This is a genomic window from Flavonifractor sp. AGMB03687 (assembly GCF_017811815.1).
GTDB lineage: Bacteria > Bacillota > Clostridia > Oscillospirales > Oscillospiraceae > Flavonifractor.
This window is the reverse complement of the sequence record NZ_JADKZI010000002.1, coordinates 279,148-297,431: the sequence shown is the minus strand read 5'-3', so window position 1 is coordinate 297,431 and position 18,284 is coordinate 279,148. Positions and strand designations below refer to the sequence as shown.

The following is an 18,284-nucleotide window of genomic DNA, read 5'->3' as shown; positions in this document are numbered from 1 at the left end:
TGAGACAAGCTCAGGCCTTAAATTCCTCTGGCTTCTCCTCCCGCAGGCCGAACTGCCACTCAATGGCGTCGGCGATGCGTCTGCAGGCGAAGCCGTCGCCGTAGGGGTTGACCGCGTGGGCCATGGCGTGGTAGGCCTTCTCGTCGGTGAGCAGCTGGGAGGCCATCTGGAAGATGGTCTCCTCCTCGGTACCCGCGATCTTCACGGTGCCCGCCTCCACAGCCTCGGGCCGCTCGGTCTCCCGGCGCAGGACAAGCACAGGCCGTCCCAGAGCGGGAGCCTCCTCCTGCAGGCCGCCGGAGTCGGTCATCACCAGATAGGACCGGGCCATCAGGTTGTGCATCTCCTCCACGTCCAAAGGATCGATGAGATGGATGCGATCGTGGCCGGACAGATACTTGTCCGCCGCCTCCCGCACCACGGGAGACAGGTGGACCGGGTACACCAGCTCCACGTCCTCAAAGGTCTCGGCCACCCGGCGGAGGGCGGTCATGATGTTGGCCATGGGCTGGCCGTAATTCTCCCGCCGGTGGCAGGTGACCAGGATGACCTTCTTATGTTCATAGTCCAGCTTGTTGAGCAGTTCCGTCGCAAAGTGATAATCCTTTACAACCGTTGTCTTGAGGGCGTCAATGACGGTATTGCCGGTGATAAACACCCCGTCGGTGATGTCCTCCCGGGCCAGGTTGGTCACGTTGGCGGGAGTGGGACAGAAATGCAGGTCGGCAATGTCGCCCACCAGCTTGCGGTTCATCTCCTCCGGGAAGGGGGAGTACTTGTCCCAGGTCCGCAGACCGGCCTCCACATGGCCCACCTTGACCTGATGGTAGAAGGCGGCCAGAGCACCGGCAAAGGTGGTGGAGGTGTCACCATGGACCAGCACCAGGTCGGGCTTTGCCTCCTCCAGCACCCCCTCCATGCCCAGCAGGCACTTGGTGGTGATGGTGGACAAGGTCTGCCGGGGCTCCATGATGTTCAGGTCATACTCCGGCTTGAGTCCGAAAATGTCCAGCACCGAGTCCAGCATCTGGCGGTGCTGCGCGGTAACACAGCAGATAGAGGTGATGTTGGGCCGACTCTGAAGCTCCTGCACCAAGGGGGCCATCTTGATGGCCTCCGGCCGGGTGCCGAAAATGGTCATAACACGAATCTGTTTCATTTCTCTTCTTCCTCCTGCCCCTTTTCCTGTTCCTGCTCCTGTTCCTTACGGTTGTTGCTCAGGAAGATATGCCCGGCAATGGCCCCAGCAAAGCACAGAGCCATCATCAGCAGCATGGCCTTCACCGGGCCGCTGGTGGTGAGCACCACGGCGGACAGACCCAGGATGGCGCTGATGATATAGAGCACCGCCACCGCCTGCTTCTGGTTGAAGCCCATGTCAATGAGCCGGTGATGCACATGGCTGCGGTCGGCGTGCATGGGGCTCTGGCCGTGGGCGATACGGCGGATGAAGGCAAAGGCGGTATCAAAGATGGGCAGGCCCAGCATCAGGAAGGGCACGGCAAAGGAGATGATGGTGTAGAACTTGAAGAGGCCCTGCACCGACACCACCGCCAGGATATAGCCCAGGAAGGTGGAGCCCGTGTCCCCCATGAAGATCTTGGCCGGGTTCATGTTGTAAGGCAAAAAGCCGATACAGCCGCCGGCCAGGGCGGCCATGAGGATGGCCACGTTGCCCTCGCTCACCACCAGGGCGATGACCAGCAGGGTCATGGAGCTGATGGTGGATACGCCGCAGGCCAGGCCGTCCAGGCCGTCGATCAGGTTGACGGCGTTGGTGATGGCCACGATCCACAGCACAGTCACCGGGATGGACAGCCAGCCCAGGTCCCAGTACAGGTCGGAAGAAAAGACATTGGGGTTGGACAGGGTCTCGATGACGTTGCCGGAGAGCACCGCCACCAGGGCGGCTCCGATCTGGATCAAAAACTTCAGCTTGGCGCCCAGGCTGTAGATATCGTCAAAGATGCCCAGCACCACAATGATGGTGGCGCCCAGCAGCATGCCCCGCAGCTGCTCGTCCAGATCCAGGAAGAGGAGCACGCTGAGCAGGAAGCCCAGAAAAATGGCAAGGCCGCCCATCCGGGGAATGGGATGGTCATGCATACGGCGGTTGTCCTTGGGCACGTCCACCGCACCCATTTTGAAGGCCAGGCTCTTGACCACAGGGGTGGCCACCAGGGCCACCAGCAGGGCCACCACCAGCGCGGCCGCCACGATCCCCATCAGGGGGAGCTCGGAATTGATCGGCATAGGAAAGATGCTCCTTTTGTATCAGCGGGGGATGAAGCCCACTTTTTTATGGACCTTGCGCAGGGTCCGCTGGGCCACCGCGTTGGCCTTCTCGGCACCGGCGCGGTAGAGGCCCTCCAGATAGGCCTTGTCGCCCAGCAGGCGGGTGGTCTCCTCCCGGATGGGACGGAGCAGCTCCACCACGGCCTCGCCCACGGTGGGCTTGAAGGCGCCGTAGCCCTTGCCCTCAAACTCCGCCTCAATCTGCTCGTAGGTCTTGCCGGTGACGGCGGCGTAGATGTCCATGAGGGTGGCCACACCGGGCTTGTTGGCCCGGTCGTAGCGGACGCAGCGCTCGGTGTCGCTGTCGGTGATGGCCCGCTTGAACTTGCGCATGATCTCATCGGGGCTGTCCATCAGGTAGACGCAGCCCTCGGGGATGGACTTGCTCATCTTGTTCTCCGGCTGGTTCAGGCTCATGACCCGGGCGCCCACCTTGGGGATATAGGCCTCGGGCATGGTGAACACGTCGCCGTACACGCCGTTGAAGCGCTGCACGATGTTGCGGGTGAGCTCCACGTGCTGCTTCTGGTCCTCGCCCACCGGCACTAGGTCGGCCTGGTAGAGCACGATATCCGCCGCCATCAGGGAGGGATAGGTGAACAGACCGGCGTTGACGTTGTCGGCGTGGCGGGCGGACTTGTCCTTGAACTGGGTCATGCGGGACAGCTCGCCGAACATGGTGTAGCAGTTGAGCACCCAGGCCAGCTCCGCGTGGGCGGGCACATGGGACTGGATGAAGAGGATAGACTTCTCCGGGTCGATACCGCAGGCCACCAGCTGGGCAAAGAGCTCAATGGTCTGGCGGCGGAGGGCGGCGGGGTCCTGACGGACGGTGATGGCGTGCTCATCCACCACGCAGTAGACGCAGTTGTACTCATCCTGCATGGCCACCCAGTTGCGCAGCGCACCCAGATAGTTGCCCAGATGGAGGGCGCCGCTGGGCTGGATGCCGCTGAAAATGACTTTTTTATTGGTTTCCATAACAAGTTCACACCCTTGTAAGAGATTTCCGCATAGTTGACGATATAATACCACAATTCCTGCCGGTTGACAAGAATAAGAGGGCTGCACTATTGACAATTCTAAGGGCAAAACGGTAAAATAAAGGTTACGATTTGACACCCGATCACCGGGTATTTTTTTGACGGAGGGATCTGTATGGATCTGAAATGGTTTGAGGAACTGGAGGCGCGCATCCCCCACGACGGCGTGCGTACCCGCTTTGCCCCCTCCCCCACCGGCTACATGCATGTGGGCAACCTGCGCACCGCCCTGTACACCTGGCTCATCGCCCGCCACAACGGCGGCAAGTTCATCCTGCGCATTGAGGACACCGACCAGGGCCGTCTGGTAGAAGGCGCCACCGAGGTCATCTACAACACCCTGCGCAAGTGCGGCCTGACCTGGGACGAGGGTCCCGATCTGGGCGGCCCCGTGGGCCCCTACATCCAGACTCAGCGCCGGGACCTGTACGGCAAGTTTGCCGAGCTGCTGGTGGAGAAGGGCCACGCCTACTACTGCTTCTGTGAGAAGACCGAGTCCGAGGAGGACTCCGGTGACTTTGACCGGGCCGCCGATCCCTGCCGGGATCTGGACCCGGAGGTAGCCAAGGCCCGTGTGGCCGCCGGCGAGCCCTACGTCATTCGCCAGCGCATCCCCGCTGAGGGCACCACCACCTTCTCCGACGCTGTCTTCGGCGACATCACCGTGGAGAACAAGACCCTGGACGACCAGGTGCTCATGAAACGGGACGGTCTGCCCACCTATAACTTCGCCAACGTCATCGACGACCACCTGATGGGCATCACCCACGTGGTCCGCGGCTCCGAGTACCTGTCCTCCGCCCCCAAGTACAACCTGCTCTACGAGGGCTTTGGCTGGGAGGTGCCCACCTACATCCACTGCTCCCCCGTTATGCGGGATCAGCACAACAAGATGTCCAAGCGCAAGGGCGACCCCTCCTACGAGGACCTGATCGCCATGGGCTACCTGTCCGAAGCGGTTGTGAATTATGTCACCCTGCTGGGCTGGTCCCCCAAGGGCGAGTACGCCGAGCGTGAGTTCTTTACCCTCAGCGAGCTGGCCGACGTCTTCGACATCGGCGGCATCTCCAAGTCCCCCGCCATCTTTGATATTGAGAAGCTGAAGTACTTCAATGCCAACTACCTGCGGGCTCTCTCCCCCGAGGCCTTCTACGAGGGCGCCGAGCCCTACCTGAAGGAGGCCGTCAAGACCCCCGGCATCGACCTGAAGCTCATCGCTCCCCTGGTGCAGCCCCGGTGCGACACCTGGCTGGACATCGCCCCCCAGGTGGACTTCTTCGACGCGCTGCCCGAGTACTCCAACGAGCTGTACTGCCACAAGAAGATGAAGACCAACGAGGAGAACTCCCTGGAGGCCCTGGAGCAGGTGCTGCCCGTGCTGGAGAGCCTGCCTGAGTGGACCTACGACGCCATTCACGACGCCCTCATCGGCCTGGCCCAGAATCTGGAGCTGAAGAACGGCCGCATCATGTGGCCGGTGCGCACCGCCCTGTCCGGCAAGGCGGTCACCCCCGGCGGCGCGGTGGAACTGTGCCACATCCTGGGCAAGGAGGAGACCCTCCGCCGCATCAAGCTGGGCATGGCTCAGCTGGCAAAATAAGTGTCACATAGCATGCCCCCTTTTACCCATACTAGCGGTAAAAGGGGGCGTTTTTTATGTCAAAACAGAAGATGCGGGTGCTGGCCGTCAGCTTTTTGGCGGCGGCCTTCGCCGTTACCGCCGGCTTTGCCATTCAGGGCCACGCCCAGGCCAGACAGTACCGCCGGCTGCTGGACAACAACTACCTCCACGCCTTTGCCGAGCTGACCACCGCCACCGGGGAGCTGGAGACGGCCCTCACCAAGGTGAGCCACGCCACCTCCCCTGCCCTGTTCGCCTCCCTGTGCGCCCAGGCCTACTCCAAGGCCCAGGCCGCCCAGGCGGCTCTGGGTGAACTGCCCTACGGCAACGTGGAACTGGAGCAGACCGCCGCCTTTCTGGCCCGGGCGGGGGATTACGCCATGGCCCTGGCCCAGGGGACCACGGCGGAGCTGGTGTGCACCGACGACCACCGGGACACCCTGTGTCAGCTATCGGAAGCCGCCGGCCAGCTCTCCCTCACCCTGGAGACCCTCCAGGCTCAGCTCAGCACCGGGGCCATCCGCCCGGAGGATCTGGCGGAAGCCCGTGAGCGGCTGGCAGCGGAGGATGGCAGCGATCAGGTCAACGGCGGCTCCGCCTTCCAGAGCGTGGAGTCCGACTTCCCCGAGGTGCCCACCCTGATCTACGACGGCCCCTTCTCCGAGCACCTGGACGGCCGCGCCCCCCGTATGCTGGAGGGTCTGCCCCAGGTAACCGAGGAGGAGGCCCGGGAGGCGGCGGCTTCCCTCCTGGATCTGCGGCCCGAGGTGTTCACCCTCAGCGCCAAGTCGGAGGGGAACCTGCCCTCCTACGGCTTCACCGCCCTGGTGGACGGCGGGCAGCTCTATGTCCAGGTCACCTGCCAGGGAGGCCAGATTTTAGAGCTCTTTACCTCCCGCACCGCCGGAGAACCGGTGCTCAGCCGGGCGGAGGGCTGCGAGAAGGCGGCCGCTTTCCTGGCGGAAAAAGGCTATGCCAACATGGCCCCCAGCTATTTCATGGAGCAGGACGGGGTGCTGTCGGTGAACTTCGCCCCGGTGGAGGACGGCGTGTACTGCTATCCCGACCTGGTGAAGGTGTCGGTGGCCCTGGACACCGGGGACATCGTGGGCTTTGAGGCAGCAGGCTATCTCACCCACCACGGCGGCCGGTCCCTTCCCTCCCCCACGGTAGACGCCCAGACCGCCCAGGCTCTGGTGGACGACTCCCTCACCGTTCTCTCCCATCAGCTGGCCCTCATCCCCACCGGCGGCGAGGACGAGGTGCTGTGCCATGAGTTCAAATGTCAGGCCCAAAACGGCACCCATGTGCTCATTTATGTCAACGCCCTCACCGGCAAGCAGCAGCACATCCTTCTGCTGCTGGAGGACGAAAACGGCACTCTGGTGCTCTGAGTGCTGTCTTAGGCGCACATCTGTGCGCTCTACATAGCCTTTTCTCTGTTGTTTGGTAAAACGTAAAGTTTGGAACACATAGTTTCTTTTGAGATGATTGACAAAGAATTAACAATATGCCATAATAGGGGCCGTCAGATCGTTAAACATTTAACGATTGAATATTTATGAATTATCCGGAGGTACTTACCATGTCCCGTTTTACTCTTCCCAGAGATATCTACTATGGTCCTGACGCCCTGGAGAACCTGAAGAATCTGAAGGGCACCCGCGCTGTGCTGGTGCTGGGCGGCGGCTCCATGAAGCGCTTCGGTTTCGTGGACAAGGCTGTGGCTTATCTGAAGGAAGCCGGCATTGAGACCAAGCTCATCGAGAACGTGGAGCCCGATCCCTCCGTGGAGACCGTCATGAGCGGCGCCGCGGTGATGCGTGAGTTCCAGCCCGACTGGATCATCTCCATGGGCGGCGGCTCCCCCATCGACGCCGCCAAGGCCATGTGGGCCTTCTATGAGTACCCCGAGACCACTTTCGAGGACCTGATCACCCCCTTCTCCTTCCCCGAGCTGCGCCAGAAGGCCAAGTTCTGCGCCATCCCCTCCACCTCCGGCACCGCCACCGAGGTCACCGCCTTCTCCGTTATCACCGACTACCAGAAGGGCATCAAGTATCCTCTGGCCGACTTCAACATCACCCCTGACGTGGCCATCATCGACCCCGCCCTGGCGGAGACCATGCCTCCCAAGCTGGTGGCTCACACCGGTATGGACGCCCTCACCCACGCCATCGAGGCCTATGTGTCCACCCTGCACACCGTGTTTACCGATCCTCTGGCTCTCAAGGCCATTGACATCGTGAACAATGATCTGATCAAGTCCTTCAACGGCGACATGTCCTGCCGCGAGGAGATGCACTACGGCCAGTGCCTGGCCGGTATGGCCTTCTCCAACGCCCTGCTGGGCATCGTCCACTCCATGGCCCACAAGACGGGCGCCGCCTTCTCCACCGGCCACATCACCCATGGCCTGGCTAACGCCATGTACCTGCCCTACGTCATCGCCTACAACGCGAAAGCGCCCGGCGTGGCGGAGCGCTATGCCGACATCGCGAAGACCATGGGCATTACCGGCACCGTGGAGGAGTGTGTGGAGGGCCTGCGCGCCAAGATCCGCTCCATGAACGACGCCATGGGCATCCCCAACACCCTGAAGGACTTCGGCATCATCGAGGACGAGTTCAAGGATAAGCTGGCTGCCATCGCGGAGAACGCCGTGGGCGACGCCTGCACCGGCTCCAACCCCCGTCCCATTGATCCCGAGACCATGGCCAAGCTCTTCACCTGCATCTACTACGGTGAAGAGGTCAACTTCTGATTCCCCTCAAACCCTTACCCATAAAACAAGAGGAGCGCAGTCAAACGACTGCGCTCCTCTTGCATTTAATCCATATCAAAGGGGGGCATGTCCCGGCTCTGAGGAATGGCGTCCCCTTCGAACTCCAACTCGTCGGGAACGGGCTCAGGGGGCACCTCCTGCATGTCCTGTTTGAACTGCATCTGCTGCCACTGCTCCTTGGTGATGAGCACCTGGCGGGGCTTGGAGCCCTCGAAGGGGCCAACCACGCCCTTCTCCTCCATCTGGTCCACCAGCCGGGCGGCCCGGGAGTAGCCCAGCTTCAGCCGCCGCTGGAGCATGGACACGGAGGCCATACCGGTCTCCACCACCACCTCGATGGCGGAGGGCAGCAGCTCGTCGTAGTCGTCTCCCACATCCTCCGGTGCGGAGCCGCCCACACCCTTGGAGCCCTTCTCCTTCTCGGCGGCGTGCTTCTCGATGTCGTGCATGATCTCCTGATCGTACTCGGCCCCGCCGCTGTTCTGCTTGATGAAGCCCACCACGGCGGCCACCTCCTCATCGGAGATGAGGCAGCCCTGGACACGCTGGGGCTTGCCGGAGCCCAGGGGGAAGTACAGCATATCGCCCCGGCCCACCAGCTTTTCCGCGCCGGTGGTGTCCAGAATGATGCGGGATTCCAGCGAGGACGCCACGGCGAAGGCGATGCGGCTGGGGATGTTGGCCTTCATCAGGCCGGTGATCACGTCGGCGGAAGGACGCTGGGTGGCGATGATCAGGTGCATACCGGCGGCACGGCCCATCTGGGCCACCCGGCAGATGGATTCCTCCACCTCCTTGGCGGCCACCAGCATCAGGTCGGCCAGCTCGTCGATGACCACCACGATCTGGGGCATCTTCTCCATGTCGTCGGTCTTGGCGGCATGGGCGTTGTAGCTGGCCAGGTCCCGGACTCCGATCTCGGAAAAGGCCCGGTACCGCTTCATCATCTCCACCACCGCCCACTGGAGGGCGCCGGCCGCCTTCTTGGGGTCAGTAACCACCGGGATGAGCAGATGGGGAATGCCATTGTAGATGCCCAGCTCCACCATCTTGGGGTCCACCATGATGAGGCGGACCTCTTCGGGGGTGGCCTTGTACAGCAGGGAGATGATGAGGGAGTTGGTACACACCGACTTACCGGAACCGGTGGTACCGGCGATCAGCAGGTGGGGCAGCTTGGCAATGTTGCCCACGATGTTGTTGCCGCCGATGTCCTTACCCACGGCAAAGGACACCTTGGAGGGGTTGTCCCGGAATTCCTTGGAGTCGATGACGTCGTGGATATAGACGGGAGACACCAGACGGTTGGGCACCTCGATGCCCACCATGGAGATCTTGTTGGGAATGGGCGCGATACGTACACCGGTGGCGCCCAGGGCCAGGGCGATGTCGTCGGCCAGATTGGTCAGCTTGTTGAGGCGCACGCCCTGGTCCAGCTCCAGCTCATACCGGGTCACCGAGGGACCGCGGGTCACGTTGGAGATACTGGCGTCGATGCCGAAGGAGCGGATGGTGTCGGACAGACGGGCCTGATTGGCTCGCAGCTCCCCCGCCACGTCGGAGCTGGATACCCCCTCCCCTTCCGTCAGCAGAGAGACGGGGGGATACTGGTAGGCCATGGGCTCCTCCTCCAGGCTGCGGGCAATGTCCTGGGCCACCTCGGCGGCAGCCTGGGCGGCCTCCTCCTTCTGGCGGGCCTTGGTGGTAGCAGCCGGAGCGGGAGGCACCGCCGGCTCCCGCTCGATCTCGGGTACCGGCTGAGGTGCAGGTTCCGGCACAGGCTGGGGCTGCTGCACCGCCACGGGCTCCGGCTGGACCGGCTGGGGCGCGGGCTCCACCGGCGCGGCAAAGGGCAGGGCTTCCTCCTCGGTGGGCTCGGCTGTGACCGGAGCCTCCGTGGTCCCGGTAAGCACCTGGTCGGGGGTGGGCACCGACGGCTTGCGGTTGAAGAAGCGCTCCTTCTTCTCAATGGGCTTGGGCTCCCGCTTCTTGCCCACCAGGGGACCCTCGTCCACAGGAATGTCGATCTGGGGGACCTGTCTCTCCCGCACCGGCTCCGGCTCCGCTGCTCTCCGGCGGGGACGGGGCTCGGGCAGCTCCTCCTCTTCATACTCCGCCCGGGGACGGCTGCGCAGGCTGTCCACCACTTCCGTGGGCGAGATGCGGAAGGCCACCATCACCAGCACGGCGCCCAGCAGCGCAAAGATGATGCCGGCGCCGATCTTGCTGAAAACGGCAGTGAGGCCCAGGGCCATGACGCCGCTGACCACGCCGCCGCTGGCCAGAGTCTCACCCTGGGTCCACAGCAGCTTGGGCAGCTCCGCCGTCCAGGCGTACTCCCCTTTGGCCAGCAACAGGTGGAAGAACCCACCGGCCAGTACCGGCAGCAGCAGGGCGCACCACACCCGCAGCCGCACCGGACGGCCGCGATGGAAGGCCAGGATGCCGCTGGCCACCAGCAGCATGGGAGGCAGCAACAGATAACCGTAGCCGATGAGGCCCTTCACCAGGCCGCAGAAGAAGTCGATGAAGATGGCCTGGATATGAAAGTAGCCCAGGGCGGCAAAAATGGCCAGCAGCAAACACACCACCGCCCCCACCTCCCGGCGCACAGGCCGGGGAGCGGGCTTTTTGCTGCGGGTACTGGTGGTGGTGCGTTTGGAAGAGGAGGACCGGCTGGAAGACGCGGTCCGCTTCCCGCCGGTACTTTTCTTCTTAGCTGTGGCCATGGTATCAAATCCTTTCGGGGTCGGTTTCCCGCCAAAGGGCGGGTGGCAGCGCAAAGTGCTTTACAGCACCACTGTCTTCACGATGCCGGCGATGAGGCTGCCAAGACCCACCACCCAGCAGTAATAGGCGAACTTACCGAACTTGCCCTTGTCGGACAGCATCTTGACCAGCCGGATGGCGAAATAGCCCACCACGGCGGCCACCACTACGCCCACCACATACATGGGCAGCTCGGCCATATTGAAGCCGCTCTCCACCGCATCCTTCAGCTCAAGGATGTTGGCACCAACGATGGCGGGCATGGAGAGCAGGAAGGAGAAGCGGACAGCAAAGGACCGGTCAAAGCCCCGCATCATGCCCACGGAGATGGTGGTACCGGAGCGGGACAGGCCGGGGATCACCGCCAGAGCCTGGCCACAGCCCACGATGAGGGCGTCCACCACGGTGGCGTTCTTGGCGGTCTTATGGCCGTTGGCCATGCGGTCGGAGAAAAACAGGATGAAGCCGGTGACCAGCAGAGCGATGGACACCATGATGGAGCTGGAAAACAGCGTGTTCACCGCATCCTGCAGGAAGACCATCACAAACAGGGGCAGGGTGCCGATGATGATGAGCATCACCATCCGCCGGGCCGGGGGCGGCGGAGTGCCGGTATCCTTCCCCGCCAGAGCAGCGATGCCCAGGAAGAACTCCCGGATCATCTCCACCACGTCCCGCCAGTAGACGATAAAGACCGAGATCAGGGTGCCGAAGTGGAGCAGGACGGTAAAGAACATGTACTTCTCTTCCACATTCTCCATATTGAAGAAATGCTGGAACAGGGCCAGGTGGCCGGAGCTGGAGATGGGCAGAAACTCCGCCACGCCCTGGATAATTCCCATGAGGATGGCCATCAAATAGCTCAAAACAAATCCCTCCGTTTGGATTGGTGGGCACCGCCCGAGCCACCGGGGCAGGACGGACCCGTCTGAAAATAGCTGACCGGCCCGGGGTATCCCCTGCCGGACCTGTCCCGCGGTGAGACAGTTACATTATATAATACCATATCCCGCCCCACATTTCCATCCCCTTTTCACTTCCTCCCCCCTCCCCTTTCCGACATTTGACAAAGGTTGGCAGATGTGACATACTGAAACCAACCAGCGGCACCGGACCCGTCCGGCGCCAGGTATACTACCTGCGGGCCTTCCCGGCCCGGGATCGGAGATGACACGTATGTACCCCTGCAAAACCAGCCGTTCCATGCGAGTCATGGGACTCGTCCTGCTCCTTGCCCTCCTGCTCAGCCAGATGGCGCTGGCCGCCCCGGCCCCTCAGGAGCCCTCCGTCACCGCCGCCAGCGCCATCGTCATGGACTATGATACCGGCGAGGTCCTCTATGAAAAGGACGCCGATACCATGCGGGTCCCCGCCTCCATGACCAAGATCATGACCGCCTACATCATCTTTGAGGAGCTGGAGGCCGGAAACCTGACCCTGGACACCATGGTGCCCATCAGCGCCGCCAACGCCCAAAGTCCCGGGACGGCAGCAATTACCCCGCCTCAGTGCCCCTCACCGCCGGGTCCTCCGTGTCGGTGGACACCCTGCTCCGGCTGATTATGATTCCCTCCGCCAGCGCCAGCTGCATCGTCATGGCCGAGTACATCTCGGGCAGCGAGGCCGCCTTTGTCCAGCGGATGAACGAAACCGCCCAGCGGCTGGGCATGACGGCGGAGTATGAAAACTGCCACGGCGCCCACGTCCACTACCTGACCGCCCGCTCCCAGGCCATCCTGGTCCGGGCCTTCATCGACCGCTTCCCCCAGATTCTGAACTACACCTCCCTCACCGGAGTCACCTTCAACGGCAAGTGGTACCCCAACACCAACAAGCTGCTGCCCGGCCTGGACTATGCCTATGACGGCGTGGACGGCTTCAAGACCGGCACCATCTCTGCTGCCGGCTACTGCCTCAGCGCCACCGCCGTGAAGAACGGCCGCCGCATCATTTCCGTGGTCATGAAGTCCTCCAACGACCGCACCCGCCACACCGACAGCGCCGCCCTGCTGGACTACGGCTTTGCCATGCTGGAGTACCAGTCCCCCTATGACGACGTGACCTATCACTGGTGCCGGGAGGACGTAGCCGATCTGAAGGAACTGGGCGTGGAGCTGCACGCCGACGGCGACTCCTTCCGCCCGGACGACCAGGTGACCCGTGCGGAGTTCACCGCCATGCTGTACACCGCCCTGGAGCAGTCGGGCGCCCTGCCCCAGCCCACTGAGGAGCCGGAGGAGCCGGTCTTTACCGACGTGGAGGGCACCTGGGCTGCCGACTACATCCTGCCCGCCGCCCGCCTGGGTCTGGTCACCGGCACCGATGACAAGTTCCTGCCCGATCAGCCCATTACCCGCCAGGAGATGATGGTCATTATCGACCGCTGCCTGGATCTGCCCGATGAAAACGGCCTGGGCTTTGCCGACGACGGCGACATCACCTTCTGGGCTCTGGAGGCCGCCGCCCGCACCTCCGCCGCCGGTCTGTTCCAGGGAGGCAGCAGCAACAAGCTGATGCCCCTGTTCACCTCCACCCGTGCTGAGGCTGCCGCGGTACTCAGCCGTGTGACCGATTTGCTGTAACTTAAAAGGTGAACCACTATGATGAGACGAGGCGCCGCGCTGCTCTGCGCGCTGGCCCTGCTGGCCGGTCTGGCCGCCTGCGGCGGACCAGACCCACAGCCGGAGGGGTCCGCCAGCCCCACCCCATCGGTATCCCTCGCCCCCTCTCCCACGTCGGAACCGACTCCCTCCCCCTCTGCGGAACCTACACCGGAGCCTACCCCAACCCCGCCCAGCTGGGAGGAGGACCACACCCTGGACCGGAACACCCCCAAGCTCACTGGCGGACTGGAGCTGCCGGTGACCGGAGCCACCGGCTACGCGGCGGTGGAGATCGGCCTGTGGGATGCGATTCCCACGCCCACACCGACGCCGACTCCCACACCCACGGCAACACCCACTCCAACCGCTACGCCTGCCCCCTCCCCTGCTGTGGTCAGCCCCACACCGGCGGAGTCCCTGCCCCCGGTGGAGGAAACCCAGCCCGTCCAGGTCGTGCCGGAGGAGCAGCCCTCCCCCACTCCGGCGGTGGTGGCCCGCACCCTGGCCGCCTCGGCGCAGCCCACCCCCGATCCCTATGCCGGGGCCCTGGCGGTACTGCCTCCCGGCACCTCCTTTACCATTCTGGCGGAAAAGGGCGGCTGGTGGAAAGTGTCCTCAGGCTACGGCACCGGCTGGGTGGAGCACCGGTTCTGCATGATCAACCTGCCCGACGTGATCCCTTCTATCCTATATGACGCCACCAATGCTTATGACTCCCGGTACACCAGCTCGGGAAAGGATATCCCCGGCATCACCGGCAAGGCCCTCTACCAGGGCAAGGTGTACAACCCCCGCTTTGACGAGGAGCAGTTCCTCATGCCGGCTCTGTATGCCACCGCCAAAAAGATCTGTGCCGCCCAGCAGAAGGCCCTGGCCCAGGGCAACAGCCTGAAGCTGTACGAGGCCTACCGGCCCTACGACACCCAACGGGCGGTGGTCAAGGCACTCACATCCCTGGCGGAACGGGACCCGGAGGTAAAGGCGGGCATCACCACCGAGCCCTGGTCCATGACCTACTTCATCAACACTGGCTATTCCAACCACCAGAAGGGCTTTGCAGTGGACGTGAGCCTGGTGAAGGTCACCCGCACTGAGGTGCACACCACCGGCGGGTACTCCTACCTGAAGCCGGTGGAATATCATGAATATGAGATGCCCACCCCCATCCACGAGCTGAGCATGGCGGCCGCCTCCACCACCGGCCCCGGGGAAACTATTCTGGCCGATACCATGAATGACCCGGCCATCGCTCTGCGGTACTACTTCCGCAAGGCGGGCATGACCCCGCTGGAGTCGGAGTGGTGGCACTTCAACGACTACGCCGCCCGCACCCTGGCGGAGGGGCGCACCTCTACCGGCGGCTTTGAGATCACCCGCTGCCGGAGCACCGCGCCCTGACAAATTCCATAGACGCAAAGAAGACCCCTCCGGCCCATGCCGGAGGGGTCCTGTTCGTTCATTCAAATGGCTCAGGCCTCAAAGATGGCCTTCATGCCCTTGTAGGTCATATAGCAGTCCAGCTTGGCCACGGTCTCGAAGGGGGCGTGCATGCTCAGCACGGGCACGCCGGCGTCGATGGTGTCGATGTCACGCTCAGCCATGAAGCAGGCCACGGTACCGCCGCCGCCGGCGTCCACCTTGCCCAGCTCGGCCATCTGCCACACCACACCGGCAGCGTCCAGCACCTTGCGGGTGTAGGCCACCACCTCGGCGGAGGCGTCGGAGGCGCCGGACTTGCCCCGGGCACCGGTGTACTTGCACAGACCCATGCCGTAGTTGACGCGGGCGCTGTTGCGCTTCTCATACACCTCGGCGAAGTTGGGGTCAAAGGCGGCGGTCACGTCGCAGGACAGGCAGAAGGACTTCTCATAGCACACCTTCAGGGGCACCCGCTGGCTGTCACACAGGTCGCTCATGAAGGTATCGAAGGCGGCGGACTCCATGCCGGACACGCCCACGGAGCCGATCTCCTCCTTGTCGGCCAGCATGCACACGGCGGTGCGGGTGGGAGTGCCCAGGGTGAACAGGGCGGCCAGGGCGGCGAAGCCGCACACACGGTCGTCGTGGCCGTAGGCGCCAATGAGGGAGCGGTCAAAGCCGATGTCCATGGCCTTGAAAGCGGGCACGGCAGACAGCTCGGCGGAGATGAAGTCCTCCTCCAGGATGCCGTACTTCTGGTTCAGCAGGTCCATGATGGCCAGCTTCACCCGGTCGGCACCCTCGTCACCGGCGAAGGGACGGCTGCCGATGAGCAGGTTCAGGCTCTCGCCGGGAATGGCCTCGCCCAGGGGCTTCTTGGACTGCTCCACACCCAGGTGGGGCAGCAGGTCGTCAATGGTGAAGCGGGGCTCGTCAGCGCCCACGCCCAGAGCAACCTTCACGGTGGAGCCGTCCTTCAGGGCGATGACGCCGTGGAGCTCCAGGGGGATGGTCACCCACTGATACTTGCGGATGCCGCCGTAGTAGTGGGTCTTGAAGAAGGCCAGCTCGGAATCCTCATAGAGGGGGTTGGGCTTCAGGTCCAGGCGGGGGGAGTCGATGTGGGCAGCGCCGATGTTGACGCCCTCGCTGAGGGACTTGCTGCCGATGACGGCCAGCATGATGGCCTTGCCCCGGTTGGAACGATAGATCTTGTCGCCAGGATTGAGGGTCATGCCCCGGGTGAAGGGCTTGAAGCCGTGATACTCGGCCAGGCGGATGGTCTCATCCACGCACTCCCGCTCGGTCTTGCCGGCGTCCAGGAACTTCTTGTAATCCTCACAATATGCGTTCAGATCCGCCTCTTCCGCAGCGGGCAGGCGGTCATAGCCGTTCTTTGGCTGATAGAGCAGGGCTTCCCGCCGCAGCTCGCCAGGGGTCTTCTGTTTCTCTTCCATTTGGAATGCCTCCTATATCTAAACTTTTACCGGATCAACGATTCAAAGAGCGTACGGGCGCGCCTGCCGAATTCCTCCGGCGAGCCCTCCCCGTTCTCCAGGATGTGGGTGCAGTGGGCGCGGAAAAAATCGTCCCCCTGCTGGGCCTCCACCCGCTTGCGGGCGTATTCTTCGGAAATGCCCTCCCGGGCCATAATGCGGCGGACCCGCACCTCCTTGGGGGCCAGGATGCCCACCACCGCGGAGCAGGTCTCCCCCACCCCGCTTTCAATGAGGGCGATGGCGTCGATGGCCACGGCGGGCCGTCCCTCCGCTTCCGCCTGGGCCGCCTGCCGGTCGATCTCATCAATGATAAACCGGTGGGTGATGGCGTTCAGGTCGGCCAAAGCCGCCGGGTCTGCAAAGACCACGTTGCCCAGAGCCTTCCGGTCCACCTTCCCTGCATCGTCCAGAATGGCGGGGCCGAAGCGGGCCGTGAGGGCCTCCTTCATGGGGGCGCTGTTTGCCAGCAGGTCATGATACACCTGGTCGGCGTCGATGATGTGGACGCCCAGCTCCGCCAGTGCGTTGAGGGCCGTGGTCTTGCCTGCCCCGGTGGGACCGGTGATGCCGATGCGTTTCATGTCCTTCGCCTCCAGATGCTAGTATACCACACTGTACAAGGGGTGTGTGAGCGATTTGTAAATTGTGGCCGCCCGCTTAGTATACCACAAACGGAGGCCGATTGAAAAACGATTTTTTCCAAACACGAAAAAATGGGACGGCGAAACACTTCGCCGTCCCATTTCGGTTATTCATGCCAGCCGTAATGGTGGCCGTGGCCGGTCTGGCTCTCTCCTACCGTCGTGCCTCCGCGCTCCAGCGATGCAATCCAGTCCCGGATCTGCCGCATGGTCAGCCCCGCCACATCGTCGGTGGTGACGGTGGGGTCCAGAGCCTGGAGCTCCAGAAAGGCCTCATACTTGCCCAGGGACAGCCCCGCATGGTGGGCCTGCTCCAGCTTCTCTGAGTCGCCGTGGCGGCAGTGGACATTCTCCTGCCCGGCGGTACAGGCCTCCGCTCCCGCCAGCAGGCGGCCGCACTGGGTCTCGTTCTCTCCCGCCACCGTGATGGACAGCAGGGCCCCCTGGGCCAGCCGGTCCGCAATATCGGGGCTGGCCAGCAGCTCCTCCAGGGCGTCCCGGTAGTCCAGATACTTCAATTCCAGGGTATCCGCTAAAATCTGGCCGTCCTCGTTGTAGCTCTGAACCGATACCACCTTGTCAAACCGGTTGACCCCCAGCTCCAGGGAGGGGTTGATGTCGATACTGAGGACAGAAGTAGGTGTAAAGTAAAACTGGTATCCACCAATTCCCACCACCAGCAGCACCAGGCAGGCCACGGCTGCCGCCAGGGCGCGGGCAGGCCGCCGGCGGCGGGTGCGGGCTTGTTCCAGAACAGCCCGGGTGGACTCCTTCAGTTCTTCCTCGGCGTGAATGGACGCAAAGGCGTCTCTGATCCGCTCATCCATAGTCTTCCCCTCCCAGCCGTTCCCGCAGCCGCTCCCTGGCCCGGGCCAGGTTGGTGTAGATGGTATTGACGTTCTTCCCCAGCAGCTGCCCGATCTCCGGGGCAGTATATCCTTCATAGTAGTGGAGATACACCACTTGCCGCTCCCGCTGGGGCAGCTCCAGCACAGCCCCCAGTACCTCCCGATGCTGGTCAGGCAGGTGGGCGATCTGGGCGCTCAGCTCCTCCAGGGGCACCGTGCGGCTGCGGAAGACGCTTTTGAGCAGGTCCTTGCAGGCGTTGATGGTCACCCGGATAAACCAAGCTTTTTCATGCTCCTGGCTCTCAAAGGGCCTGTCATGGAGCAGATATTTGAGAAACACCGCCTGAAAAATGTCCTGGGTATCCGCTTCATTTTTCAGATGGATCATGCACAGCCGCCGCACGGTGTCGCCGTACCGCTCAATGGCCCGGTTGGTCTCCGCTTCGTCCCGCATGGCCTGCCCTCATCTCCCCTCCGGTCTCTCCCGATGTTGTTACCAGCCGCCGTGGCAGCCCCGGCCCCAGCCGCGGCAGCCGGTGCCGCCGTTCCGGCAGTGGGTACCGTAGTTGTCGCACACGCCGTCGCCATTCGCATCCATGTATTGACAATAGGTCCCCCGGTTGTCGCACACGCCGTCGCCGTTTGCGTCCACATAGTTCCGGCCGCTGGCGGCAAAGGCGGTGGTGAATCCCACCATCAGCACCAGGGCGGTAACGGCAGCGCCGATCAACAGCTTTTTCATACAAATTCCTCCTTGCCTG

16 protein-coding genes are annotated in these 18,284 nt (G+C 63.1%); 6 read left to right on the top strand and 10 right to left on the bottom strand.

Going from position 1 to position 18,284, the window contains the following annotated elements; all coding sequences use genetic code 11:
- Nucleotides 1-10: 10 nt before the first annotated feature.
- From wecB to trpS, 3 genes are read right to left on the bottom strand one after another with little or no spacing between them, the layout of a single operon-like run.
- Nucleotides 11-1,159, bottom strand: coding sequence for a UDP-N-acetylglucosamine 2-epimerase (non-hydrolyzing) (gene wecB / locus J9789_RS04890; RefSeq protein ID WP_209343001.1), 1,149 nt, complete (start codon nt 1,157-1,159; stop codon nt 11-13).
- Complete coding sequence (locus J9789_RS04885) at nt 1,156-2,253, bottom strand: MraY family glycosyltransferase (protein ID WP_209342992.1); 1,098 nt, start codon at nt 2,251-2,253, stop codon at nt 1,156-1,158. Before J9789_RS04885 ends, wecB begins: the two co-directional genes overlap by 4 nt.
- Before the next feature lie 21 nt (nt 2,254-2,274).
- On the bottom strand, nt 2,275-3,276 hold the full coding sequence (gene trpS / locus J9789_RS04880; protein ID WP_209342990.1) for a tryptophan--tRNA ligase: 1,002 nt from the start codon (nt 3,274-3,276) through the stop codon (nt 2,275-2,277).
- Nucleotides 3,277-3,453: 177 nt separating this feature from the next.
- On the opposite strand from trpS, the gene gltX reads away from it, so the two are divergent.
- From gltX to J9789_RS04865, 3 genes are all read left to right on the top strand, one after another.
- A complete protein-coding gene (gene gltX / locus J9789_RS04875) occupies nt 3,454-4,938 on the top strand; it encodes a glutamate--tRNA ligase (RefSeq protein ID WP_209342988.1) in 1,485 nt (494 codons plus the stop codon).
- Nucleotides 4,939-4,994: 56 nt separating this feature from the next.
- Nucleotides 4,995-6,353, top strand: coding sequence for a PepSY1/2 domain-containing protein (locus tag J9789_RS04870; protein ID WP_209342986.1), 1,359 nt, complete (start codon nt 4,995-4,997; stop codon nt 6,351-6,353).
- Between the two features lie 191 nt (nt 6,354-6,544).
- The gene (locus J9789_RS04865) at nt 6,545-7,723 is read left to right on the top strand and encodes an iron-containing alcohol dehydrogenase (RefSeq protein ID WP_209342984.1); all 1,179 of its coding nucleotides are present in this window, start codon (nt 6,545-6,547) and stop codon (nt 7,721-7,723) included.
- A gap of 65 nt (nt 7,724-7,788) precedes the next feature.
- Here J9789_RS04865 and J9789_RS04860 read toward each other — a convergent pair whose 3' ends face one another.
- Nucleotides 7,789-10,473 (bottom strand): DNA translocase FtsK, encoded by a 2,685-nt coding sequence (locus tag J9789_RS04860; RefSeq protein ID WP_209342982.1) that lies wholly within the window; start codon nt 10,471-10,473, stop codon nt 7,789-7,791.
- Between the two features lie 60 nt (nt 10,474-10,533).
- Nucleotides 10,534-11,379: an undecaprenyl-diphosphate phosphatase gene (locus J9789_RS04855; RefSeq protein ID WP_245185073.1), complete on the bottom strand. Its 846-nt coding sequence runs from the start codon at nt 11,377-11,379 to the stop codon at nt 10,534-10,536.
- 310 nt (nt 11,380-11,689) lie between these two features.
- Between J9789_RS04855 and J9789_RS17260 the strand changes: the two genes are divergently transcribed.
- Genes J9789_RS17260 through J9789_RS04840 form a run of 3 tightly spaced genes read left to right on the top strand, consistent with a single transcriptional unit; the run spans nt 11,690 to nt 14,514 of the window.
- Entirely contained in the window at nt 11,690-12,073 is a 384-nt protein-coding gene (locus tag J9789_RS17260; protein WP_209342980.1) for a D-alanyl-D-alanine carboxypeptidase, read from the top strand.
- Nucleotides 12,052-13,095, top strand: coding sequence for an S-layer homology domain-containing protein (locus J9789_RS17255; protein ID WP_348633631.1), 1,044 nt, complete (start codon nt 12,052-12,054; stop codon nt 13,093-13,095). The genes J9789_RS17260 and J9789_RS17255 overlap by 22 nt, the downstream gene beginning before the upstream one ends.
- Nucleotides 13,096-13,113: 18 nt before the next feature.
- Entirely contained in the window at nt 13,114-14,514 is a 1,401-nt protein-coding gene (locus tag J9789_RS04840) for an SH3 domain-containing protein (protein ID WP_209342976.1), read from the top strand.
- A 71-nt stretch (nt 14,515-14,585) separates the two neighbouring features.
- Here the strand turns inward: J9789_RS04840 and J9789_RS04835 are convergent, their stop codons facing one another.
- The 5 genes from J9789_RS04835 to J9789_RS04815 form a co-directional block, all read right to left on the bottom strand.
- Nucleotides 14,586-15,992: an aminopeptidase gene (locus tag J9789_RS04835; protein ID WP_209342974.1), complete on the bottom strand. Its 1,407-nt coding sequence runs from the start codon at nt 15,990-15,992 to the stop codon at nt 14,586-14,588.
- 26 nt (nt 15,993-16,018) lie between these two features.
- Entirely contained in the window at nt 16,019-16,615 is a 597-nt protein-coding gene (coaE, locus tag J9789_RS04830; protein WP_209342972.1) for a dephospho-CoA kinase, read from the bottom strand.
- Nucleotides 16,616-16,782: 167 nt separating this feature from the next.
- Nucleotides 16,783-17,502 carry a hypothetical protein gene (locus tag J9789_RS04825; RefSeq protein ID WP_209342970.1) on the bottom strand — a complete coding sequence of 240 codons (720 nt, stop codon included), beginning with the start codon at nt 17,500-17,502 and terminating at the stop codon, nt 16,783-16,785.
- Nucleotides 17,495-17,977 carry an RNA polymerase sigma factor gene (locus tag J9789_RS04820; protein WP_209342968.1) on the bottom strand — a complete coding sequence of 161 codons (483 nt, stop codon included), beginning with the start codon at nt 17,975-17,977 and terminating at the stop codon, nt 17,495-17,497. Before J9789_RS04820 ends, J9789_RS04825 begins: the two co-directional genes overlap by 8 nt.
- A 39-nt stretch (nt 17,978-18,016) precedes the next feature.
- Nucleotides 18,017-18,265 carry a hypothetical protein gene (locus J9789_RS04815; RefSeq protein WP_209342966.1) on the bottom strand — a complete coding sequence of 83 codons (249 nt, stop codon included), beginning with the start codon at nt 18,263-18,265 and terminating at the stop codon, nt 18,017-18,019.
- Nucleotides 18,266-18,284: the final 19 nt, after the last annotated feature.